At 28.4% G+C, this 24,472-nt stretch carries 29 protein-coding genes and 1 pseudogene; 5 read left to right on the top strand and 25 right to left on the bottom strand.

The window, feature by feature from the left end; translation table 11 throughout:
- Positions 1-8: 8 nt before the first annotated feature.
- On the bottom strand, positions 9-290 hold the full coding sequence (locus CLFE_RS09450) for a spore coat protein CotJB (RefSeq protein WP_077835588.1): 282 nt from the start codon (positions 288-290) through the stop codon (positions 9-11).
- Positions 291-312: 22 nt separating this feature from the next.
- Complete coding sequence (locus CLFE_RS09445) at positions 313-558, bottom strand: spore coat associated protein CotJA (RefSeq protein WP_242951723.1); 246 nt, start codon at positions 556-558, stop codon at positions 313-315.
- A 215-nt stretch (positions 559-773) separates the two neighbouring features.
- Between CLFE_RS09445 and CLFE_RS09440 the strand changes: the two genes are divergently transcribed.
- On the top strand, positions 774-1,343 hold the full coding sequence (locus CLFE_RS09440) for a spore coat protein (RefSeq protein WP_077895299.1): 570 nt from the start codon (positions 774-776) through the stop codon (positions 1,341-1,343).
- 79 nt (positions 1,344-1,422) lie between these two features.
- Here the strand turns inward: CLFE_RS09440 and CLFE_RS09435 are convergent, their stop codons facing one another.
- The 8 genes from CLFE_RS09435 to CLFE_RS09400 form a co-directional block, all read right to left on the bottom strand.
- Positions 1,423-2,454 carry a HAMP domain-containing sensor histidine kinase gene (locus CLFE_RS09435; protein ID WP_077852378.1) on the bottom strand — a complete coding sequence of 344 codons (1,032 nt, stop codon included), beginning with the start codon at positions 2,452-2,454 and terminating at the stop codon, positions 1,423-1,425.
- A complete protein-coding gene (locus CLFE_RS09430; RefSeq protein WP_077836173.1) occupies positions 2,451-3,125 on the bottom strand; it encodes a response regulator transcription factor in 675 nt (224 codons plus the stop codon). The genes CLFE_RS09435 and CLFE_RS09430 overlap by 4 nt, the downstream gene beginning before the upstream one ends.
- Positions 3,126-3,129: 4 nt before the next feature.
- Positions 3,130-4,221 carry a radical SAM protein gene (locus tag CLFE_RS09425; protein WP_077895304.1) on the bottom strand — a complete coding sequence of 364 codons (1,092 nt, stop codon included), beginning with the start codon at positions 4,219-4,221 and terminating at the stop codon, positions 3,130-3,132.
- Positions 4,222-4,237: 16 nt separating this feature from the next.
- Positions 4,238-4,654: a flavodoxin family protein gene (locus CLFE_RS09420; protein WP_077895300.1), complete on the bottom strand. Its 417-nt coding sequence runs from the start codon at positions 4,652-4,654 to the stop codon at positions 4,238-4,240.
- A 225-nt stretch (positions 4,655-4,879) separates the two neighbouring features.
- A complete protein-coding gene (locus tag CLFE_RS09415) occupies positions 4,880-5,686 on the bottom strand; it encodes an MBL fold metallo-hydrolase (RefSeq protein ID WP_077895301.1) in 807 nt (268 codons plus the stop codon).
- Positions 5,687-5,760: 74 nt separating this feature from the next.
- Entirely contained in the window at positions 5,761-6,372 is a 612-nt protein-coding gene (locus CLFE_RS09410; protein ID WP_077895302.1) for a 4'-phosphopantetheinyl transferase family protein, read from the bottom strand.
- Positions 6,373-6,398: 26 nt separating this feature from the next.
- The gene (locus tag CLFE_RS09405; protein WP_077895303.1) at positions 6,399-7,106 is read right to left on the bottom strand and encodes a thioesterase II family protein; all 708 of its coding nucleotides are present in this window, start codon (positions 7,104-7,106) and stop codon (positions 6,399-6,401) included.
- A 134-nt stretch (positions 7,107-7,240) separates the two neighbouring features.
- The gene (locus tag CLFE_RS09400; protein WP_169851028.1) at positions 7,241-7,996 is read right to left on the bottom strand and encodes a metallophosphoesterase family protein; all 756 of its coding nucleotides are present in this window, start codon (positions 7,994-7,996) and stop codon (positions 7,241-7,243) included.
- Positions 7,997-8,696: 700 nt separating this feature from the next.
- Here CLFE_RS09400 and CLFE_RS09395 point away from each other — a divergent pair.
- Both CLFE_RS09395 and CLFE_RS09390 read left to right on the top strand, forming a co-directional pair.
- Positions 8,697-8,942: a hypothetical protein gene (locus tag CLFE_RS09395; protein ID WP_077835890.1), complete on the top strand. Its 246-nt coding sequence runs from the start codon at positions 8,697-8,699 to the stop codon at positions 8,940-8,942.
- 153 nt (positions 8,943-9,095) lie between these two features.
- Positions 9,096-10,301: an IS256 family transposase gene (locus tag CLFE_RS09390; protein ID WP_169851002.1), complete on the top strand. Its 1,206-nt coding sequence runs from the start codon at positions 9,096-9,098 to the stop codon at positions 10,299-10,301.
- A gap of 522 nt (positions 10,302-10,823) precedes the next feature.
- Here the strand turns inward: CLFE_RS09390 and CLFE_RS09385 are convergent.
- From CLFE_RS09385 to CLFE_RS09330, 13 genes are all read right to left on the bottom strand, one after another.
- A complete protein-coding gene (locus CLFE_RS09385; RefSeq protein ID WP_139356181.1) occupies positions 10,824-11,042 on the bottom strand; it encodes a hypothetical protein in 219 nt (72 codons plus the stop codon).
- A 48-nt stretch (positions 11,043-11,090) separates the two neighbouring features.
- Positions 11,091-11,582, bottom strand: coding sequence for an alpha-glucosidase domain-containing protein (locus CLFE_RS09380; protein WP_242951643.1), 492 nt, complete (start codon positions 11,580-11,582; stop codon positions 11,091-11,093).
- Between the two features lie 15 nt (positions 11,583-11,597).
- Complete coding sequence (locus tag CLFE_RS09375) at positions 11,598-11,747, bottom strand: hypothetical protein (protein WP_242951642.1); 150 nt, start codon at positions 11,745-11,747, stop codon at positions 11,598-11,600.
- Between the two features lie 42 nt (positions 11,748-11,789).
- Positions 11,790-12,011, bottom strand: a complete 222-nt coding sequence (locus tag CLFE_RS09370) for a hypothetical protein (protein ID WP_077893803.1) — start codon at positions 12,009-12,011, stop codon at positions 11,790-11,792.
- Between the two features lie 166 nt (positions 12,012-12,177).
- Positions 12,178-12,531: a DUF1667 domain-containing protein gene (locus CLFE_RS09365; protein WP_077835888.1), complete on the bottom strand. Its 354-nt coding sequence runs from the start codon at positions 12,529-12,531 to the stop codon at positions 12,178-12,180.
- Position 12,532: 1 nt separating this feature from the next.
- Positions 12,533-13,786, bottom strand: coding sequence for an NAD(P)/FAD-dependent oxidoreductase (locus CLFE_RS09360; RefSeq protein WP_077893802.1), 1,254 nt, complete (start codon positions 13,784-13,786; stop codon positions 12,533-12,535).
- A gap of 16 nt (positions 13,787-13,802) precedes the next feature.
- Positions 13,803-15,230 (bottom strand): NAD(P)/FAD-dependent oxidoreductase, encoded by a 1,428-nt coding sequence (locus tag CLFE_RS09355; RefSeq protein ID WP_077893801.1) that lies wholly within the window; start codon positions 15,228-15,230, stop codon positions 13,803-13,805.
- 205 nt (positions 15,231-15,435) lie between these two features.
- Positions 15,436-16,932: a glycerol kinase GlpK gene (glpK, locus tag CLFE_RS09350; protein WP_077893800.1), complete on the bottom strand. Its 1,497-nt coding sequence runs from the start codon at positions 16,930-16,932 to the stop codon at positions 15,436-15,438.
- Between the two features lie 30 nt (positions 16,933-16,962).
- Positions 16,963-17,520, bottom strand: coding sequence for a glycerol-3-phosphate responsive antiterminator (locus CLFE_RS09345; protein ID WP_077835884.1), 558 nt, complete (start codon positions 17,518-17,520; stop codon positions 16,963-16,965).
- 78 nt (positions 17,521-17,598) lie between these two features.
- On the bottom strand, positions 17,599-18,303 hold the full coding sequence (locus CLFE_RS09340) for an MIP/aquaporin family protein (protein WP_077836142.1): 705 nt from the start codon (positions 18,301-18,303) through the stop codon (positions 17,599-17,601).
- Positions 18,304-18,898: 595 nt separating this feature from the next.
- Positions 18,899-20,266 (bottom strand): ATP-binding protein, encoded by a 1,368-nt coding sequence (locus CLFE_RS09335; RefSeq protein WP_077893799.1) that lies wholly within the window; start codon positions 20,264-20,266, stop codon positions 18,899-18,901.
- A gap of 132 nt (positions 20,267-20,398) precedes the next feature.
- Positions 20,399-20,488: a hypothetical protein gene (locus CLFE_RS24470; protein WP_077893798.1), complete on the bottom strand. Its 90-nt coding sequence runs from the start codon at positions 20,486-20,488 to the stop codon at positions 20,399-20,401.
- Complete coding sequence (locus CLFE_RS09330) at positions 20,472-20,951, bottom strand: hypothetical protein (RefSeq protein WP_077893797.1); 480 nt, start codon at positions 20,949-20,951, stop codon at positions 20,472-20,474. Before CLFE_RS09330 ends, CLFE_RS24470 begins: the two co-directional genes overlap by 17 nt.
- Positions 20,952-21,534: 583 nt before the next feature.
- Here CLFE_RS09330 and CLFE_RS09325 point away from each other — a divergent pair.
- Positions 21,535-22,143 carry a hypothetical protein gene (locus CLFE_RS09325; protein ID WP_250944760.1) on the top strand — a complete coding sequence of 203 codons (609 nt, stop codon included), beginning with the start codon at positions 21,535-21,537 and terminating at the stop codon, positions 22,141-22,143.
- Positions 22,144-22,712: 569 nt separating this feature from the next.
- Here the strand turns inward: CLFE_RS09325 and CLFE_RS24245 are convergent.
- On the bottom strand, positions 22,713-22,841 hold the full coding sequence (locus tag CLFE_RS24245) for a hypothetical protein (protein WP_284738951.1): 129 nt from the start codon (positions 22,839-22,841) through the stop codon (positions 22,713-22,715).
- A gap of 473 nt (positions 22,842-23,314) precedes the next feature.
- Positions 23,315-23,890 carry a TetR/AcrR family transcriptional regulator gene (locus tag CLFE_RS09320; protein WP_169850956.1) on the bottom strand — a complete coding sequence of 192 codons (576 nt, stop codon included), beginning with the start codon at positions 23,888-23,890 and terminating at the stop codon, positions 23,315-23,317.
- Positions 23,891-24,277: 387 nt separating this feature from the next.
- Here CLFE_RS09320 and CLFE_RS09315 point away from each other — a divergent pair.
- Positions 24,278-24,439: pseudogene (locus tag CLFE_RS09315) on the top strand (transposase); the annotation flags it as partial.
- Between the last annotated feature and the right edge of the window lie 33 nt (positions 24,440-24,472).

Here is a 24,472-nt window from a genome sequence, read left to right as displayed (position 1 = left end):
TTATAATTCTAAAGCCTAAAATTCGCATCATATTCCCAAGGCCATGGTTCATTTATCCACTGCCAAGGATAAGGGCTGAAACTATTAGTAGCCGTTAGCATACCATAATATTTTTGATATTGTCCTTTAAGCATATGAGACTGAGTTACAAGATCATTGTGCTTAGCAATGGCTTCTTTATCACCTGGATGAGTATTAAGATACAAACTCAAATCTATTACAGCAAAATCTACTGCCATAATTTGCTTCAAAAGCTCCATCTTACCCATTTTATTCATTTCCATTTCCATAAGAATATCTCCTTTAATTAATTTAATAATTTCCCTCTCTTTTTTTGCGCCCATATGGACTATAAAGTTCTATAAAAATAGTTCCCCTTTTAAGTCCCTCTAATGGTGGAAGAATATTACACATTCTTTGGAAAGGAACATATGCTGCTGCTAAGCTCACATTTCTTATTACAGTTTCCTGAGGAATACAATTTTGTTTTCTAGAATAGTTTATATTTGTATCATTGTCATATATATCATTATCTTCGTACATCGTATTTACTTTCATTCCTAATGTTTACTCACTGTAACATAATATTCTTATCTCAAAATTTTGTTACTTTTAAAGAATGAAACAACATATATTCTTTACTTCTTAAAATATTCAAATTATTAAAATCTAAAATTTTACAATATATTTTAATTAATCTGAATAAAATATACTTTTGGGAGGAAAAGTATTTATTGAATAACTAATAAATATATAATATTGGAGGGATTTAAATGCAATTAGCTTCACACGAATTATACGATCTACATGAGCTAATAGTCAGCTGTGTAAACTCAATAACTAATATGGCTATGTTTAAAAGCATTGTTCAAGATCAGGATTTAAAAAATATTTTAGACACTCACTTTCCAGCTCATATACAAGACTATAACATGAAGGTTGAGTTCTTAAAGAAAGCTGAAGGAACAAACCAAAAATTAAATGTTCCTAATTTAAATGTAATGCTTCAGAACTTTACATCATCACCATCTAACTCTTTTCCACCAATTGCTCCTAGAACTGATGTACAACAAATGAATGATAGAGAAATAGCAACAGCATACCTCCTAACCTTAAAAAGGGCTGGTAGAGAATATGCTTGGAGTGCCATGGAAATGAGTAACCCTGAAATAAGAGAATTTTTAAAGGATGCATTTACAATGAGTTGTAATCACGCTTACGATGTATGGCAGTGGATGGTCCAAAAAGGCTTCTATCCTTTATCTCCAGCTGATAGAAACGAACAAAATACAATATCATCTATGTATAACGAGGTTAATCAGCCCGTTCCTACATATCTTTAGATAAATTTATTAAAATTAAAAGACCAGAATGTAATTATCTGGTCTCTTAGCCTTTTATTAATTTCTTCTTTGCAGTTGTTTATATTATAATTATAAACTCAGTTCCCTCATTTTCTTTGCTGTTACAAATAATTTCTCCCCCTATTAGCTCAATGATTCTCTTTACAATGGATAGTCCTAATCCATTTCCTTCTTTTTTTCGTGATTTATCTCCCATGTAAAACTTATCGAAAATCTTTGAAATTTTGTTTTTTTCAATTCCAGTTCCATAATCCTTTATTTTTATTACTACCCTTTTATTTTCATCATAATTTGCTGAAATACTGATAACACCACAGTTTTGAGAAAACTTTATTGCATTATCAATTATATTTATCCATACTTGATATAAAAAATCATAGTCGCTCACTACTTTACACTTGTTAAGTTTCAATTTATAATTAATACGTTTTTCCACCCATTTTTCTTCTAGTAGTATTATACAACGCCTAATTTGTTCATCTACATAAAATTCCTTCTTATTATTAAGTATTTGTTGATTATCAAGCCTTGACATATTAAGCATATTATCACAAAGTCTACTTAATCTAAATGATTCTTTATATAAGAGTGATAGATACTCTTTTTCATCTTCTTTAGATAATCCCCCTTCCTCAAGCATTTCTGCAAATCCAGTAATAGCTGCTACAGGAGTTTTTACTTCATGTGACACATTGCTCATAAAATCTCTTCTCATATAATCCATACTATTTAACTCTTTGGTCATTTTATTGAAATTATCCACAAGACAACCTATTTCATCCTGGCTACTATTATTAATTACAATTGAAAAATCACCGTCTGAGACTTTTCTTACTCCCTCGCTTAATTTTATAATTGGCTCTGTAATAAATTTAGAAGTATACCACAAAAGTACACTTCCTATTATCATTGAAAGTACACAGGTAATCAGAACCATAATGTAAACTAAACCTATTGACATATTTTCATGAAAAAAGAGTACAAAACCAGAAATAACTATAATAGATGATAAAAAACATCCAATACATAAGGTAACAATAGATGCCAGTGAATTCTTTAATCTTACAGATGTCTTTATTTTATTTCTCATACATCCTTCCTCACTTTATATCCTAATCCTCTTACAGTTACTATTTCAAACTCCCTTACATGGTTAAACTTTCTTCTAAGTTTTTTTATATGAGAATCCACTGTTCTTTCATCAATTTCTATGTCCATTCCCCATATTTCATCCATTAACTCTTGACGAGTAAAAATTTTATTAGGATAACTTAATAGCTTAAATAGAAGATAAAATTCCTTTTTAGGGAGCTCATATAATTCATCTTTTGTTTTAACTGTTAGTGCATCATAATCTAATACAATATTTCCTACAAATATCTTTCTTTCATTCGCTATTTTGGCCCTTCTAAGCAAAGCATTAACTCTAAGAATCATTTCTTTTAAGTTAATAGGCTTTATCATGTAATCATCAGATCCTAAAAGAAATCCTTTTTCCATATCCTCCATTTGATTTTTTGCTGTTATCATTAAAATTGGTAGTGTATATGAAGCATCTCTAAGTTCCTTTGTAAGTTCATAGCCGTCTATATTAGGCATCATAATATCACTGATTATCAAGTCTATATGTTCCTTATCTAAAACATTTAATGCTTCACCTCCATCAAATGCTTTAAAAACATTGAAATCTTCCTTTTTTAGTTTGGCACAAATTAATTTATTTAGCGTTTCGTCATCTTCTACTACTAGTATTGAAAACACTAAATCACTCCTTTTGTAAAAGTGATTGTACTACTTCTTCTTTTTCAAATAGTACACAACCGCCTGAATGCTCCTCTATAAGCATACTATTACTTCTTAGTTTCTTAAATAAAGGTGAATTTATCGCTTCCTTTAGAGGTGTGTTTTTCAAATTAGTATCGGAATATGGTGAAAATGGACATGGCTCTACACCACCATTATAATTAATATGAAAAAAACCTCTTCCAGCAGCAAGACATCCTCCTGAACTCTTTTCATCTCCTGGAAAGGATACAAAAAGCATGTCCTTATATTTATTTCTAATTTGTACTAATTTCTCTTCTAAAAATTCTCGTTCATCATTTAGTGCCAACTTTTTTGTATCCTCACTTACAGGAACATACTCAACATAAATTACAGACTTGCAACCTTTATTATAGAGTTCATCTAAAAACTTCTGTGATGTTACCTCTTTCAAATTATCTTTAGTAACAGTAATTGATGCTCCATATATAATATTATTTTCATAAATTTCATTCATTTTTTTAATTATTTTAGTAAAAATGCCTTTACCACGTCTATCATCTGTATTATTTTCATTACCCTCTATACTAAAAATAGGAATCAAATTTCGATACTTCTTAAATAATTTAATATATTCCTCATTTATCATAGTTCCATTTGTAAATATAGGAAATAGTATATCCTGAATTTCGCCTGCCATTTTTATAACATTAGGACGCATAAGTGGTTCTCCACCTAATAACAATATAAATCCAACCCCCATGTTATTTGCCTCATGAAATATTTTCCTCCAATCCTCATCTTTAAGCTGATTCACTGTTTCTTCGTCTGTGCAAGAGTTAACATGTCTCGCATAACATCCCTTGCAATGAAGATTACACTTACTTGTAATACTTGCAATTAAAAATGGTGGAACATGTTCCCCTTTTTTAGCTGCTGCAGCTCGCAATTTTATAGCATTTTTGCTTGCTGCAGAATATTTAGCCATAAATAAGCTTTCCTTTGGATTGGATAAAGTTGACTTTATTATCCTTTTAACAATTTTCTGTACACCGTCACTTAAATAACTTTCTAAATTAAAATTTTTCATAATACAAAGCACCCCTTAGTTAAAGAAAGCTTTTGGCAAAGTTTGCTGCTCTTTGCAAGTCTTCTATATCCGGTTTATTTTTATTAAAGATTTTAAAACTTCCTTTGCAGTAATAATCTCTTTCCTCTACTTTAATTCCTCTCTTTTCAATTCTTTTTTTAATTTCTGTGTATGCATTCTCCTTCATAGCTGAGGTACTAAATATAGCAACTCTTCCTATATTTTCAGCAGGCATATTATCTATAAATTTCTTCATATTTTTATTAATACCGCCCCAATATACTGATGCACCTAAAAATAATAGGTCCACCTTTTTATTAATAGGTGTTTTTATAGAAAAAGCTTTTAAATCTAAAGCTTCTGCAATTGTATCCGCTATTTTTTTTGTATTTCCTGATTGTGTATAATATCTTACTTCCATTTTTATGTTATTCATGGTACTAACATCCTCCTTGTTATATAGTGTATATATAATATAAACTAAAAATGTGACCCGAATATGACCATGCTAATTTTTATAATAAATTGTAGTCTAATAAAACAACCTATAATCTCTAACGCTTCTACCCAATATCAAAACATAAAAATAAAGCCTAACACCTTGTTAAAAGTTTAGCTGTATATTAAAAGAAAAGCTGTACAAATGACAGCTTTTTAAAATCTATTTCAATTCAATAATATCTAAATCATCTGGGACAATGATGTTTCCCTTAAAAAATTTACTTCCTTCTAGACTATATAATTCTTTTCTTTTTTCTATATTTTTATCTTCTGTATGATAAAGAATTATATTTTTAACATTAAGCTTCTCTGCATTTTCACAGGCATCTTTTACTGTAGCATGATGTTTCTCATAAGGCTTGAACACATCTTTCTCTGAGTATAGACAAAAAGCTTCATGAAAAATATAATCTGAATTATTTGCATATCTATATACAGTTTCCCTATAGGGTTCATCACCTAGAAAGGTCATCTTTTTCCCATTATTAAGTACTGTTGTAAAGCCAAATTGTAATTGCTTTGTACTCTTTATATCAAAAAATTCCACATTCCAATCTAATATATCAAATTTAGAACCATCAAAGATTTCACAAAACTTTATTCTATTACCTATATATTTTGTAAACTTTTTTGCTAATAACAAATTACTTATTGTATTTATAACTTCAACATTCTGTTTATGGCAGTAAATTATTAAATTCCCATCATATTTTTCATTAATTATTCTCTGAGCTACCGCTCTAATAATCCATATAATTCCTGTTATATGATCATTATGCCTATGTGATATAAATACATTATGTATAGTTCCTATGTCTATATTTAACTTTTCAAGATTTGAAAGTACAGTATTTCCCCCTCCTGTATCTACTAAAAAATGCTCTTCACCATTTGAAAGTGTAAAGCATGTATTATAACATTTTGTAACCATAGCACTTCCAGTACCTAAAATATTAACTGTCTCCAAATTATCTCCTCCTTTTTAATGATACTTACTTTTTAATTATACATTAAAATTATTAAATAACACAAAAAAAGAGCCTAAAAGCTCTTTTCCAATATGCATGTAGCCATAAAATAGTTTTCTTCTACTCTTTCAAGTGACAATTCACATTCTTCATTTTCTTCATTATATAATAAAGGTTTTTTATTTGAAATATCTATGGTAAACGAATTAAGAGAAATATACAATCCTCTACCTTTTGCCTTTATAAATGCCTCTTTAAGTGTCCATAACATAAAAAATGCTTCTATCCTTTTTTCTTCTGGAAGCGATGATATATACTCATTCTCCTGTTTAGAAAAAAAACTTTTGGCAATATCTAAATCAGTTTTATTTATCTCTTGTATATCAATACCTACTGGTTTTTCAGCTACTGCAACAGCTACCCACTCTCCTGAGTGCGAAATATTGAAATATAATTTATCCTCATTCATTAATTTAGGTTGTCCCCATTTATTATACTCTAACTCGACTTTTTCTAAATTAAGCATATCCTTAAGGATTATTTTCCCATAAAGTGATCTTAGAGAATCTTCATATCTTCTATATCTCAGTATTTTCTTTTTTTCTTTTTCATTTACAAAACTCAACAAATAATCGAACTTTTCCCTACTTAAATTGCGATCAATTTTTCTTTTTACAATCTCCATATGTACTCTCCTAATATAACTTTAATTTATATTTGAATACTATCACATAGTAAAGTTTCTTCAATTATATTTATAATTTTATCCATATTACTATTTATGAAAAAATGATTTCCTTCAAAATTGATTATTCTTGTATGTTTTGATGAATGAATTTTCCATCCATTAATGTCTTTCACATTCAATTTATCATATTTTCCATTTAAAACAGTTATATCACACTCTATAGGATTCGTTTTTTCCTTATATTTATATAATTCTAATATTCTAAAATCATTTCTAAGTATGGGTGTTACTAATTCACAAAGTTCTTTATTCTCTGCCACTTCTTTTGGTGTACCTCCAAGTGCTATAACTTCCTTAATAAACTCATCATCCGGCAAATTATGTATAGGTTCTTCAGTTCTCACAATATGAGGTGCCCTATATGCCGAAAAAAACATATGCTTTGGTAATTTCCCGCCATTTTCTAATATTTTATAATACAATTCAAATGACAATAAACTGCCCATACTATGTCCAAAAATTGCATAGTCATCATCTTGAATCTTATTCTTGATGTTTATGTATATATCCTCTACTGCTTCCTCAAAATCAACATAAAAACCTTCCCCATACCTAATTCCTCTACCCTTTAATTCTATGCCCTCTATCTTTATATGTTCATCTATTGCCTTTATCCATTTATAGTATATATTTTTAGCTCCTCCAGCATATGGCAAACAAAATAATTTCATGATCTTCCCCCCAATATGTATAAAATAATTTCTCAATATAAAATTCACTTTACTATAATTATACTTTTATTATAATATAAGTATATAATTATCAATTTTTTATGTCAATAAATGTATTAGTATTACAATAAAATTTATTCTTCGTAAACACATTTTAATTTTTTAGCACTTATTCTAAATTCTCTTGGATAACCAAATGCGTTATTAATATATCTAACACCATTCTCTACTTTATCTACATTAACATGGCTATGCCCATATATGTGTATAGTTGAATCTAATTCTTGTATGTATCTCATCAATGAATTGCTTCCTAGTACAGGATAAATATACCTCATACTATTTGGTATAAATTCTGGCATTAGTTTAATTGATGGCAAAAAATGAGAAAAAGAGATTATTCTTTTATTCCTTTCTCCTAAAAATTCATCATTAAGAGCAGTAAAATAATTATTTACTTTAGGAGCATCATAATCCTTCCAGTTACAAGCAATAAAATCTGTCCATTTGTAAATCAACTCCTCACTCAATTCACCGAAGGAATAATCGTACCATGAGTACAATGGTACAATAGCTATATTACAAAAATTCACTGGTTTCATATGTACATTATAAAAATCTGCTACCTCTTTTATTTGTTTAAATTTCATAAAAGAATCCTTACATTCATTACCTCTAATCCATAAATCATGATTACCAGGAACATATAGCACCTCTGAGAAACTTTTAGACAAAATTTGAAAAGCCTTTTCAACCAAATTAATTTTGTGTGAAATATCTCCTGCTAAAATTATTACATCATCTTTATAGTCATAATTTGATATGTCACATAGCCATTCCAAATTTTCCTTATAATCAATATGAACATCGGAAATCGCATACACCCTCATTATATCACCACCTATCATGATATTTTTGTTATATAAAAATATCATATTAGCATACTTTTAGGGCTAACATGATACAATTTCAAATTAAAATATACCTCATCTACATTTACTTTAATTCACTAGCTTTAATTAAAAACTTAATTTGTATTCATAAAATTCAGTGAATATCTAAGATATACAAACTCATTGGGTCTTTGTACTTGTTATATATATTAAAACTATTCATTGATGATATACCTATCCTCACTTAATTTATTTACATATAATTTTGCACTAATACATGCTATATCTTTACTATTCTCTTATTTAAATCTTCTTCTATTTTTTATGTTTTTGTACAAAATATGCCATTATATTATAATTATACTCTTTATCTTATTTTTTTACAATAATACAAATTCAACTATTAACTAACTAGTAATTTTACTATTAAATTAAGGTAATTATCCACCTTAGCTTGATAAATTTTTCAAGCTAGTCATGTAATTTCTTATAACTGTTCACTAGTCTTAATGCTTATTACCACAAATTACTAATATACATTTTCATTATGAAATAACTCCATTTCTTTTTTATATTTACTCACGAATCAATAAATCTACATGTATTCAATTATTAAATTTTATACTAGTTAAAATTTAAAGAACTAAAAGAATATTTTTTCAGTCAGTGTAAAAAATATTAAATGGAGGTGTTTGATTTGAGTAAATTAAGTATAGTAGGGATTTTAGTAGATGAGCGGACAAAATCTGCAGCAAAAGTTCAAGAGGTATTAACTAAATATGGAGATAGTATTGTTTCTAGATTTGGAACACATGATCCAGGCGAAAAAGAGCATGGACTCATAACTTTAAATTTCAGAGGTAAAGATGAGAGTCTAGAAAATATGATTCATGATTTAAAAGAGCTGGATGTAGTGACAGTAAAATCTATTAATATGAAATAAAATTTCAGGGAATGTACAGTAATGTAGCATTCCCATTGTGAGCATGTGAAGAAAAGTCTGTAAATAAAAATAATAAGGCTTTCTATGGTAAAATAAAATCATAGGAGGCCTTTTATTATGGCAAGAAAAAAAGATATTTATAAGGTAAAACCAATGAATGAAGGAAAAAGAAATATTATATCAGCTCTTATAGACGAGTATGATATTCAGTCAGCTGAGGATATTCAGGAAGCTTTAAAAGATCTATTAGGTGGAACTATTCAATCTATGCTTGAAGGTGAAATGGACGAGCATTTAGGCTATGAACCATATGAACGAGCCGAAACTACAAACTCAAGAAATGGGAAAAAACAAAAAAGAATTCGAAGCAAATATGGTGAGATGAATATAGATGTACCACAGGATAGAGAAAGTTCTTTTGAACCTAAAATAGTACAAAAACACCAGAAAGATATTTCTGGTATAGAAGAAAAAATTATTTCTATGTATGCTAAAGGATTAAGTACCAGACAAATTTCAGAACAAATTGAAGATATATATGGGTTTGAAGTTAGTGAAGGAATGGTTTCAAATATAACCAATAAACTTCTTCCTGAAATAGAAGCATGGCAACATAGACCTTTATCTACAGTATATCCAATTGTTTTCATTGATGCAGTTCATTTTTCCGTAAGGGAAAATAACGTTATACGTAAGCTTGCAGCTTACATTATTCTTGGTATAAATAATGAAGGCAGAAAAGAAGTACTTTCTATAAATATTGGAGAAAATGAAAGCAGTAAATATTGGCTTAGTGCTCTCAATGAATTAAAAAATAGAGGTGTTCAAGATATCCTTATCCTTTGTGCAGATGGTCTTACAGGGATAAAGGAATCTATATCAGTAGCTTTTCCAAATACTGAATATCAACGTTGTATAGTTCATCAAGTAAGAAATACATTAAAGTATGTTTCTGATAAAGATAAAAAAGAATTTGCAAAAGATTTAAAAACTATATATCATGCACCTTCTGAGGAAATTGCATATAAGCAATTAGAAGAAATCACTGGAAAATGGGAAAAACATTATCCTAACTCAATGAAAAGCTGGAAATCAAATTGGGATGCTATTAGCCCTATTTTTAAGTTCTCTGCTGATGTAAGAAAAGTTATTTATACTACAAATGCAATCGAAAGTCTCAACAGCACATATCGTAGATTAAATAGACAAAGAACTGTATTTCCAAGCGATACATCACTTTTAAAAGCTTTATACCTTGCTACTTTTGAAGCTACAAAAAAATGGCGTTTGCCACTAAGAAATTGGGGTAAAGTGTACGGTGAATTATCCATTATGTATGAAGGACGACTTACTGAATAAAAAGCTTAATATGCCAAAAACGCCTGTTTTTAAAGGCGTTCTTGACATACATATTTTTAGAATGTATATTTAAAACAAGATAGAAAGTCACTTTTGACAATCTTGTCTTTTAAAACTTACCATAGAAAGTTATTTTACAGAAAGAATTTTACACTCTCCCCATTGTAAATACACTGAATTGATTATGCAAATTTTAATTATGAAATTATCTAATAGAAATACTTTTAGACATTAAATTTTTCACCACAATCCCTACAAATTCCTATTGTTTTGGTTTTTATCTTTCCTTTAGACCCACAAGTTTAATTCATTTCACTAGTGTCAAATCCCATAATTTCACTCTTGATGTTAAATTTAGCTGCAATAATCTAGATAAATTTTGTTATTACACCATGACTTGTTTCTACAATTTCTTGATTTATGATCTACTGTAATTATTGAAAAAATAAACTCATGCGAAAATGTGTTATCCATAACATTTGGGCATGAATTTATTTTTAAAGCTTTAAACCTTTTATTTTATTACATTGCAATTAAATCCTTAAAATCACAATCAACATGCAATATATAATCTCCTTCAATGTTATTGTATTTTATCTTTACTGTTCTCTGTTCAATATCATAATACCAACCATATTCATTATTTTCCCATTCTTTTTTATCTAAGAACATAGGAAGTTTTTTATCTTTAAACTTAACTTCTTTTGGAACCATATCCTTGCAGATTACATTTACAAACATTTCTTTAACCTCTGTCTTATAATTACCTTCTTTATTGAATTTTATCTTTTAACCTGATCTTTCACATCCTACATCAAAAATTGAATCATAAGAATTGTTATAAAATATTCCACTAGCTGTATTATTTTCGCTATTAAACTTAATATAAAATGGTATATGCTTGTATAATGGATCCGTATACTCTGAATCGTATCCATAAGTATCATAGTTATGCATTCTCATTCTTCTTTTTCTCTTATTTAAATATCCAGATTTTTCACCAAATCCATAAAAATAATCTTCATCTGACATACATGAATAATGGTACAATCTTCCATGGGGGTCTTTCTTATAAGCCTTTTCTCTCAAATCGGAATGCAATATATTACCAAACTTATCTAAAATCTCTATTCCAAATGGTTCTTTATAAATCTTTATATTTAAATTTTTAGTAGCTAATAAAATATAATCACCTAAATCGTCATACTCGCTGCTAAGTGCTTTTACTTTCATTCTTTCCTTAGCTAATAAATCATCTGTAACGTCTTCCCAAGCAGTCATAACTAAAGCATAAGATTACTCCTTTTCAAATTCTTTATTGAAGGTGCAGCGGATTCTTATTATATCATCATTTAGAAGTATAATTCTATATTTAGCTGCATTAGTAGCAATCCCCAAAAAATTCTCAATCTTTTTAATATTTATAACTTTAGTACTTATTTTCATTATACTATCCTCCTGTTATATTCAATAAATTATGTATTGTAGCTATTTAACAGCATTACCCTCTCTTCTTTCTTTTAATTGGGCTAAAATATTTCTGTACTTTTCGTCTGTTAACTTATAGAAAAATACAAATATTAAAAGGGCTACTGCAACACCAACAGCCGGAACCACGAACATTAAAGCTTTTAATTTATCTAGTATTGCTAATGATTGATGCGCATTTGGTATATAGCCTATAAGCGTTAGAACCATACTTTGTATCATTTTACATACCTCCAATAGTCTTACTATTATAAGATTATATCCACTTATTATAATTCATAAAAAATAAACCATATTATTAGTGGTCCCTCATATACTTAACTTAATTAAAAAAGAGATTAGAAATTTATATTTCCAACCTCTTTTTTCTATATCTCTCTTTATTTTTTTATATGCAGGATATGTTTTTAGTTGCAACAACATCTACACCTGTTTTGAGTACATCTTTAATTACAATATCTCCTATCTTAACAGGCGCAGTTACTACTGCTTTATTAATCTCCTCCATACATTTCATAGTAAGCTTTTTAGGTATTGGCTCTTTAGTCTTTACCGTGACTACTACCGCATCCCCTTTTTCTACTTTAACTGTTGAAGTTATTATTCTAACTGGATTTGTAATTTCATTAACTCCATATTCAGCACCTCTAGGGCAACTATTTCCTTCTACCTTTAAACTTTTATCATCAACCTTTAAATGACATCCCTTAGGACAACAAATACATATTAATTCTCTTTCCATCTTATTCACCATCCTCTAATGATATTGTTATATCATCCTTAATTTTATCTAGAAAAACCTTGCTTAAAACCACTTTTTCCATTTCTGATGGTGCCAAATGAGCTCTCTTAAACTTAGCTATAACCACATCTTTACTTCTAACCACTAATGCTTTATTATGATATATATTATTTACTCTCATAAATATAGTTAACTTATCCTCTACATCATCTACATTAAGCTTTTGAGGAACTGTATAATTAACATTTGTACCATTTATTATATTTACATACTTGTCTTTTTTCAGTTCACCTTTAATATATCTTGCAGCTGAAATTCCTGTACGTTTTGATTCTTCTGTTACAAAATCAACTAAATCATGAACATGCACTACATTACCACAGGCAAATATTCCATCTACAGAAGTTTCCATACTTTCAGTAACCTTTAACCCATTTGTTCTTCTATCTAACTCTATTCCTGCATTAGAGGATAGCTCGTTTTCTGGAATTAAACCAACTGATAATAATAATGTATCCGCATCAAATTCAATTTCTGTACCTTTAATTGGTCTTCTATTTTCATCCACTTTAGCTATTATTACTTTCTCAACTCTTTCTTTTCCAATGATATCTGTAACTGTATGAGATAAATATAGTGGTATATCGTAATCGTTTAAGCACTGAACTATATTTCTATTTAAGCCATTTGAATATGGGCATAATTCAACCACAGCCCTAACCTTTGCTCCTTCAAGCGTCATTCTTCTTGCCATTATAAGACCTATATCTCCTGATCCTAAAATAACAACTTCTTTTCCTGGCATATATCCTTCTACATTAATATATCTTTGAGCTGCACCTGCTGTAAACACACCTGCTGGTCTATCTCCTGGTATATTAATAGCTCCTCTAGTTCTCTCTCTACAACCCATAGAAAGAATTATTGCCTTAGCTTGAAGCTCCATATAGCCTTCTTCTGAATTTATAGCATAAACTTTTTTATCCTTTGTTATCTCAAGTACCATAGTATTGAGTTTAACCTCTACATTAGTGTCCTTAACCATTTCAATAAATCTATCTGCATATTCAGGTCCTGTAAGCTCCTCTTTAAAGGTGTGTAGTCCAAAACCATTATGAATGCATTGATTTAGTATACCACCAAGTTCTTTATCTCTCTCTAAAATTAAAATATTTTTTATTCCCTTGTTATATGCCTCATATGCTGCCGCAAGACCTGCTGGTCCTCCACCAACAACTATTAATTCGTAGTTCATAATTCTACCTCACCTTCTATTTAGTTTTTCCTAATAAAATATAAGAATTATCCTTTTCCAAAACCACACTTTCTAGTGGAACCTTATATTCTCTTGCTATTATTTCTTGAACTCTTGGTCCACAGAAACCACCCTGACATCTTCCCATTCCTGGTCTACATCTTCTCTTAATTCCATCTAAAGAAAGTACTCCAAAGCTTCTTTTAATTGCAGCTACAATTTCGCCTTCTGTTATACTTTCGCATCTACATATTATTCTTCCATACATATAATTCTTCTTTATTAATTCTGCTTTTTCTTCAGGCGATAACTCCATAAAGTGAATTTGTTCTCTTTTATTAACAAAATTTTCTTTCTTTTCTAAACTACAACCTGCTGCATTTAGTATGTTAACTACATCTAGAGCAATAGCTGGTGCTGATGATAAGCCTGGTGATTTCATTCCTGCCACATCAATAAAACCTTTAACCTCATCATTTTCTTCAACTATAAAATCTCCTGTATCTGGATTAGCTCTAAGTCCTGCAAAATTTCTTATAGACTCTCTAAAATTCACTTCTTTTGTAGAACGCATAGAAGCTTCCCTTACGTGGTTAAGTCCTTCTGAAATAGTTCCCAAGTCCTCTTTATCTTCCACATCCCTAGCATCAGGTCCCACAAGTAAATTGCCATGTACGGTTGGTGTTATTAAAACTCCCTTACCGAGTTTTGATGGACATTGGAAGATTGTATGACTTACAACGTTTCCTTGGCTTTTATCCATTACAAAATATTCACCACTTCTTGGAGATATCTTAAAACTTTCCTTGCAAATGAGGTTATGAATTTTATCTGCATAAACTCCTGCCGCATTTATTACAAATTTTGCTTCAATTGTTTCTCCATCTTTAGTTAAGATTTTAAACGTACCATCCTTTTTTATTGAAACAACTTCTTTCTTTAATTTTATTTCTCCATCATTTTGGACTCCGTTTTCTGCTAATGCAATTGTATATTCAAAGGGACCTACTATACCACCAGTTGGCGCATATAATGCTCCTTCTATTTCCTCATTAAGATTTGGTTCCATGTCTAGTACTTCAGCTTTATTTAAAATTTTTAATCCTTTTACACCTAACTTAGTTCCATTTTCATAAAGATGCTTTACCTTAGACATATCTTCTTTATCAAAAGCTAAAACTAAGGATCCATTTCTTTTAAAAGGTACACTTAGTTCTTTGCATAACTCTTCAAACATCTCATTTCCTTTTACATTGTACTTTGCCATTAACGTACCTTCTTCAGGATCATATCCTGCATGAACTATTGCAGAGTTTGCTTTACTTGTTCCCATGGAGACATCTCTTTCTTTTTCTAAAACAACTACCTTTAAATTGTATTTTGTTAATTCTCTAAATATTGAGCACCCAATAACACCCGCTCCAATTATTGCAACATCATACATATTAAATCCTCCCTCTAATTATAAGACTCTTAAAATTTTAATTATAATCTTTATGTACACCCTGATTTAAACATAAAAAAGCCAAGCAAAAACAAAGGTGTAATCACCAAAGTTTTATGCTTGACTCTATTTTCTCTAAGCATTTATATTTAATTTTACTTATATTATATCATAGAAAACTATTTTTGTCCAATAAATACAAAATTTATTCTTCCCAGCCCTGAACTCTTTTAACTGCATTTTTCCAACCTTTATATAACCTTATCTTCTCATTTTCATCTAAATCTGGAGTATAAACTTCACTTACAGACCACTTCTCAGCAATTTCTTCTTTTGATTTCCAAAAGCCCACCGCAAGTCCTGCTAAATATGCTGCACCAAGTGCTGTTGTTTCAGTTATTATAGGTCTTACAACTTCTGTTCCTGTAATATCTGCTTGGAACTGCATTAATAAATTATTTCTACTAGCGCCTCCATCAACCTTAATTCTTGTAATTTCACATTCTGAATCTTCTTTCATTGCATCTATAAGATCTCGGGATTGATATGCAATAGATTCAAGTGCCGCTCTAATTATATGGTTTCTATTTGCACCTCTTGTTAGTCCAAAAATTGCACCTCTAGCATACATATCCCAATATGGAGCTCCAAGACCAGTAAAAGCTGGTACAACATATACTCCACCATTATCCTTTACCTTTTTAGCAAAATACTCTGTATCTGCAGCTTCACTAACTAATTTAAGTTCATCTCTAATCCATTGGATAACTGCACCACCTATAAATACCGAACCTTCTAATGCATATTGAACCTTTCCTTCTAATCCAATTGCAATTGTTGTTACTAGACCATTTTTACTTTGAATCATTTTTTCTCCTGTATTCATAAGTAAAAAACATCCTGTGCCATAAGTATTTTTAACACTACCTTCTTCAAAGCAAGTTTGACCGAATAATGCACATTGTTGATCTCCTGCCATACCTGCTATTGGTACTCTAATGCCACCCTTACCTCCAAGATTTGTATATCCATAAACCTCAGATGAATTTTTAACCTCTGGCAGCATTGATTTTGGAATATTAAGTTTTTCTAAAATTCTTTCGTCCCATTTTAATTCTTTTATATTATAGAGCATAGTTCTAGACGCATTTGTGTAATCGGTTACATGTACTTTACCATTGGTAAGCTTCCAAACAAGCCAAGTATCAACTGTACCAAATAATAATTCACCTTTTTCAGCTCTTTCTCTTGCACCCTCAACATTATCTAATATCCAATTTATTTTTGTTGCTGAAAAATATGCATCTAATATTAGCCCTGTATTTTCTTTTACATAATTAGAAAAATCCATATCAGCTTTAAGCTCTTCCACTATATCTGCTGTTCTTCTACACTGCCATACAATAGCATTATAAACAGGTTCTCCTGTGTTTTTATCCCAAACAATTGTTGTTTCTCTTTGATTAGTAATACCTATTGCTACAATATCTTCTTGAGTTATATTAGCTTTTGCCATTACTTCTTGCAAAACACCATATTGACTTGACCATATTTCTAAAGGATTATGCTCCACCCATCCTTTATTAGGATAAATTTGTGTAAATTCCTTTTGACTAATTTCTAATATATTTTGCTCATGGTCAAATATTATTGCTCTCGAACTTGTAGTTCCTTGATCTAATGCCATTATATATTTTTTCATAGTACACCAACTTTCTAAAATTTTAACACTTTACATTTCCCAAATCTCTTTCCTAGTTGTAGATACACAGGTTGCCCCAGATTGTAAAGCCTCAATTACTTCCTCTTTTGTTTCAATTAATCCACCAGCAACTACTGGCTTATTGGAATGCTTTGCAATAATTCTAAGTACCTTTGGAATTACTCCTGGTAATACCTCTATTGCATCACATTCAGAGATAATATGATTCTTAACATTGTTTAATGAAATAGTATCGAAAATAAAAACTCTTTGAACTGCTATTAAATTATGCTTTATAGCATTTTTTACAATTTGGGACTTTGTACTGATTATCCCATCAAATTCAGTTTCTTCTTTTATATATCTTATAACAACTTCCTTATTAGTTAATCCTTCTACCAAATCAATATGAATTATTCCTATTTTATTTTTGGCTTTTATAACTTTACTTATTTCTTTTATGCTGACTATGTCCCCAAATAGAACAAATATGATTTGAATTTCCGAGTTTACTGCTAACTCTAGTTGTTCCTGATTTTTTACTGCTGCTATTATAGGGTTTTCTTCTAATAATTCTTTAATATTCATAAATGCCTCCAAGTAAACGTTGTCTTTTATATTCTAATACATCTTATGTACTTTTTAATTATATATTATATTTGTATGCTAGAAAAGTATTATATAGAATACTGCACCCATTATAGCACCTACTATAGGAGCAATTACTGGAATCCATGCATAGGACCAATCCGAATCACCTTTATTGGGTATAGGTAAAACTGCATGTGCAATTCTTGGACCTAAATCTCTAGCTGGATTAATAGCATATCCTGTTGGGCCACCTAAACTAAGACCAATTGCCAAAATTAAGAATCCTACAAATAATACTCCCATACCATTCTTTAAATTTTGTGCTCCCATTCCTAAAATTCCAAATACTAATACACATGTGCCAATAACTTCACATAAAAAATTAATTAAACTGTTTCTTACAGCCGGTCCTGTACAAAATACTCCAAGCTTGTCAGCTTTATTTTCACTACTTTTAAATTGATCATAATACAAAACAAACACTAAAACTGCTCCTAAAAAAGCTCCAATAAATTGACCTGCTAAATAAATCGGTACTTTACTCCAAGCTACTTTTCCTATTACCGCAAGTGCAATTGTTAATGCAGGATTGAAATGCGCTCCACTATAACTTCCAAATATAAGAGCTGGAATTGCTACTGCAAAAGCCCATCCCATTGATATTACTATCCACCCCGAAGCATGACCTTTTGAGTTTTTAAGAACAACATTGGCGACAACACCATCACCTAAAAGAATAAGCAATAAAGTACCTACTAATTCTGCAAAAAAAATTGTCATAGCATCAACTCCTCTTAAATTGTAAAATCAACTTAACTTACTATATTTTCTTAAAGAGCTATCCCCCCAAAACCTATACTATATGAATTTTTACAAAATAATAGCCGCATAAAACTTATCCTATCTTAAAAAATACTCATAAGATAGATATTTGAAATTTACTTAGCTATTATTAAAGATAATACATTTAAGTACAACTAAACTTAATAATATTTACTAAGTAAATTCAGTTTTACACGGCTTATTCTCTAAATTCTCTATAGCCTATATTTTGAATTTCTTCTAGTTTTAATGTAAATGTTTACTTGTTATAATTAGTATCACATATTTATCTTGTAGTGTCAACATTAGTTAATAAAATAACACATCATTGATTGTTTCAGCCTATTAATACGCCTTTTTCATCTTATGGTTACATTTGACTTTTACCCTTACAAGCCTTTTTAATTAGCCATTAGACTTTTATCTTGCTCCTAAAATATTAAATAAAAATTTCTTTGATATTAATGATTTTTTTTTATAATTCTTTAATAATCGTTAACTTCTAGACATAGTGGTTTAACTGATGCTATTTCATTTTTCATATACAATTACTTCAATAATTTTTATTTAAACTACTTTTATAAATTATGTTTATTAAATTCCCAACTATCTTATCTTTAAATTCTGTTGAGTTATTTCCTAAACTAGATAATACATTTATAATTTTAACTGTACAAGTTTCCAAATCGGTTAATGAATTTAATGGTATTACTATTCCATACTCATCATTCATAATGCTTCCAACCGGCTCCTTGGATATCTTTATTTTATCCCATGAAACATAATCATTTTTAATAAAATCTACTTTCTTCAAAATATTAATAGATTCTTGTACTATTTTCTTCTTTGTTTCTTCTAACTCATCTAGGGTTAATAAATTTTCTTTATCAAGATTTAAATCTTCAATAAATAAGTTTTCTTTATTTATAGCTTTTTTATAGTTTTTTATATTCCTTTTAATTTTTGTAGATACTTTAATTATTTCTGTATTCTTGCTTTTACGAATACTATCAAATAATTCTTTATTATTTTCAATATCAATACTATCTATAAATCTTACATCCTTATGTCTATATTTATTTATAATATAGTTGACCACAGCAATTAATACATCATTCCATTCTATCTCTTTATAATTTTCACCACTGTAGCTTCCTTTAAGTTGCCTTGCAAAACTGTCTAAAATAGATTTTTGCTTGCAATTCTTAATAATTTTCTTTATATCCTCTCTATAAGCATCTCTGCTTATATATCTTCTTTCTCTATTAATAGCTCTTTTCAATTTTTGAGATATATTTTTTATATTATATGAAAATGATAAATCACTATTTTCACTTACCTTCATTCCATTTATATAAATATTGGATGTATTATTTTCTCTTGTTAAAATATCACCATAATATGTTGATTCTATAATCTTAATTTCTTTATCTTTGTATATCAAAAATTCATTCTTAGCTTTCTCTATATATTCATTTTTACATTTTCTAAATATAAATTTTGTTCCTTTGAATTCTTTTTGAATATTATTGTATACTTCAACATGTAATGTTTTAATTTTTATCATTGAACTTTTCTGCTGCATATTAATTTTAAATATATAATTAGCTGTGATAATTTCCACCTCAATACCGCTATTACTAAGTACTCCTAGTGCATCTTTTAAACCTACTCCAAATTTACCTATAACATTATTCTTAGTAGCTTTGCCACTATCCATCATGATAAAATTATCTAATTTTAATCCTCTACCAAAGTCTCTAATTATATACTCATCTTCAGCTTCTTTTTTTATTTCAATCTTATCACTTTTTGCTTCATCTATCGCATTTGCAATAATTTCTCTTATAGCATAATATACATCCCAATCATTTAAATAGTTTTCACCTATATTTAAATCAATATTATCTACTAATTCCATATTTATTTACACACCTAAAAAGTTCTCAATACTTTATATTATTATTTCTTATATAAAATATGCTTATAACCTAAATTAAATGAAAATCTTTCTTTAAAAAATTATGTTTAAAGCCGCTATTATTAAAATATATTAACCTACTGCTTGCATTACTACTTGTGCCCAATCAATAACTGTATGAAGAATTGAGCATGCAATTATATTTTTAGTCTTTATTCTCATATATCCAAAAATAGTTCCTGACACAGTTATTATTAAGCATGATATTAATATCCGAGCTTACTATCGCAATATTTTTATATGCTACACAAAAAATAACTCCAGAAAGTCCTCCAACAACGATTGATTTAAACGCATTATTTTTTGTTATTCCTAAACTAGAAATCCCTTCTTTAGTTAGAATAGTTACCGCCAATATTAATAATAACTGAAAAAAATATACTAATGTTAGTGTGAATCCACAATTATATCTAGGATATTTTTTTGTAAATAATAAATATCCTATTATAATAGCTGCATTAATAACTATTACTATTAAACTCAAAATTCCAGATCTCTTTACCTTTTTTATATTCATGCTGTATATATAAAAAGAAATTACTTTAGTCAAAAATTTAATAGTAAAAGCCACAATGATTAATATAATAATAAATTTAATAACAAATTTATTATACCAATCCAACATTTCATGACCTCCCTTAAAACTAATTTATGTAGAACTGCCGGTTTTACCTAATAAGTTGATTACACTTCTAATTTTTCAATTCAATTTGTTTAATTTTATTTATATTTTAGTTTATATTAAATTCTATCTTATTACGGCGAATACCTTTTAATTCATTATAGCTAATTAAAGCATGTTGATAATTTTTCTCAAAATTAATTAAATACGATGTAATTGCTAATAACATTGAAAATATGCATTAATTACTGTATATTAAAATTCAAAGTAAAACTAATAAATTAAAATTCAGATGAATTACAGAAGGAGTTTATATAGAATGGAGAAAAGCAATACTGATTTATTTCAATTAATGACTAAAATGTATAGTGAAATACAAGAAATGAACAAGAGACTTAATAATGTTGAAGCTATCTCCTCTAAAAATTCTTTATTATAAGGATAAAAATAAAATATGCATTGACGATAACTATACTATTAAATTAGTTAAATAACTAATTTAAATTGGAGGAATGGTAAATGTCATTTGATGAAATTAATGCAAATAGAATGTCTTCAAAACAATTTAATGTATTTATGGATACTTGTGGAAATAAAATATATAAAAAAAAAGCAATCTAAAAATGATATCAACAAAATTAATGATGATTTAAAAAGACTTGAAAATAATAAGAATAGAACTTCATCTATTTCATTTGCAACTGATGTTTTATACGGTTTATACTCTCCAGTTATAGATACAGTAAAAAGCCTGGTGATAGCTGAAAATAGATATAATCAATTTACTTCTGAATTAAAAAGAAAAGATTTAAGTGACGATGAACGAAAGAAAATTGAAACAAAATTAAATTCTGCAAAAGCTGAAATAATATATCGTACATCACCAGAATATATTTCTAATTTAAATAAAGGTATATCAGAAAATATTAATCCTGGAATAGAGCATGTGGAAGACATTTTAAAAAACAAGCTCGGTGTTGATGTAGACACTGATTCTATTAATATAAAATCATTTGAAAGCATAGGTTTAAACTCCCATACTGACACAAATTTTGATAATATTTTTAAAGAAGTACAAAATGCTTTTGATAATGTTCATCAAAGAGTTTTGAATATCTACGGAATTGATGAGCAATTTGGTAATAAGAGAAATAGAAATATACCTGTAAATGCACTATTAGATACTTCTGTTTAAAATATATTAATAATTATTTATTATACTATTGTGATAGAATTTGTTTGTGAGTATCAAATAATAAATATATTAACCCAATTAATTCTCAATACCGTTTCAGAGGGTTAGGAAAGACGCTCACAACGTAATTTATTATATTACTGTAATTGTTACAAGTAAATACAAAACAAGCACAATACTTTATTTAAATATTTTTACAGTAAAACTTATATATGACTTATAATAAACACCTCTGTAAATCAGGTAACCTACAACTATACAATAGTAAATAAAAGAAGTACCGGTGTCAAAACCAATACTTTCATTTAAATCAATATTTAATACCAACCCAAACCAAGATACCGAGCTATCAAAAAAATGTGCGTAACAGATAAATATAATATTAAACGAGTAATTCTGTTACCATGTTGTTTTAGATTCTTGACATTAATGTACATCTCTCTAAAATAATACAGTATTTGAAATACAAATTATAGACAATAAAATCTGACATTATATAGAAAGCACAAAACAGAAAGTTTTTTAACAACAGTTACCCTTCCATTTGTTAAATATTAAGTTTTATCAAACTACCATGACAATCCAGGATAATTAGCCAATACAGCAACATGTAACGCTGACATGTACCCTATAGCTACAACAATAGCCACTGCTGTTATTAAAAAAGCCTTATACTTCTTGAACTTATTAAATTTCATTATAAACACCCCTTGATTTTATCAGACTTTTATTTACAGTAATAACAAATTTTACATACAGTACTCACATCATTTATTTTACCATAATATTGAATTACATTGTATACCAGTTTACTATCTGCTATTCCTGTTATTTCTGTTAGCAATGTAAATTCTTTTAACAAGTCGATTGGCAGTTCTGACGTATCAAACTGTGTGAATTCATTTAAAATCTCTTTTGTTGTACCATAATAGTAAGCGTGAAAAATTTAGTAAATGTAATAAAAGCACTTTCTTTGATAAAATATAGAAAAATTCTATTTTCAAAGGAAGTGTTTTTATTCTATTTACTAAATTTTTCACGCTTACCAATATTACGGGAGTAATTGGAATTTTTCGAATTCCAATTACAATATTTTGAATTGTCTATCTTACAGGGTACATTCTAATGAGAATATAGTATTTTTTTAAATTGAACACTTAGATACATTTTTTTATTTTATTAATGCTTGAATTACATTAATTGCATCCAAAACTTCTTCATTATCTGGTTCTATTATATATTGCATAGCCATACCAAATATAATACCTAGAATCATTCTTGCAATTGTATTAGAAGAATAGTTTTGCAAACTTTCATCTATTAAATAGTCATTTGTAACATATTCTTCAATAACTTGTGAAACTTTATTTAAAAAATAATTTAGTTCTTGATTAAACGATTTTGACCACATTGCCATACTGAAAAAATCTAATATAAGCCTATATGTATTAATATTATCTTTCATTATATGTTGACAGTATTTTATAAAAAAGGATACCTTTTCTTTTGTTGTTGTAATTTTTTGTAAATTGTCTTGAATTATTTTTAAATATTCCTCTGTTACTTCTCTAATTAATTTACAAAATAGTCCCTCTTTATTTTTATAATAATAGTTTATTTGACTTAACACAACATTTGCTTCTTCTGCTATATCTCTCATAGATACATTAGCATACCCTTTTTCAGATATACACTTAAAAGCAGCCCTAAGTATTTTTTGAGACGTATCTTTTTCTCTTTCAAACATGTAAAAATATCTCCTTAAAAATTGCATTATACTTACTCACAGTATAATTTGCAAATATATTTTTGTCAAATATTCATAATACTATAGTTAATTTAATTTTAAAACCCATGACGTTATATGGTTATGGATATGAAACCATCTATAAATCTGTAAGTTAAAATAGCCAACGAAAATCAACTGCAATTTTCACTGATTTTATGATGATTAGACTAAAACTTTTATTAAAAATTTATATTGTGATTTCAATTTATACTGTTTTCCCATTGATTACATTCCCAATTAAATCTATATTTTTCTCTAAGTGTAACAATATTAATACCATTGTTACATAAATTATTGTCTAATAATTTTATAATTTAATTTATAAGCAATACCTTATTTTCTAATATCAGTATATTACAAAATAAAGCACCTTCAACTAACTCTGGAAAGAACCTAGTCTTTGCATCAAAGTATAGGATACAAGTGATATATGAGAAAGTAAAGAGTAATATAGGAAAAATTATAAGAAAGTTATGTGAACGTAAGGTTGTAAAGATAATAGAAACATAAGCCTGTCCGGATCACATACACATGCCAGTA

This window comes from Clostridium felsineum DSM 794 (genome assembly GCF_002006355.2).
Lineage (GTDB): Bacteria > Bacillota > Clostridia > Clostridiales > Clostridiaceae > Clostridium_S > Clostridium_S felsineum.
Note: the sequence above shows the minus strand (reverse complement) of the source record. Positions and strands in the feature narration are given on the sequence as shown.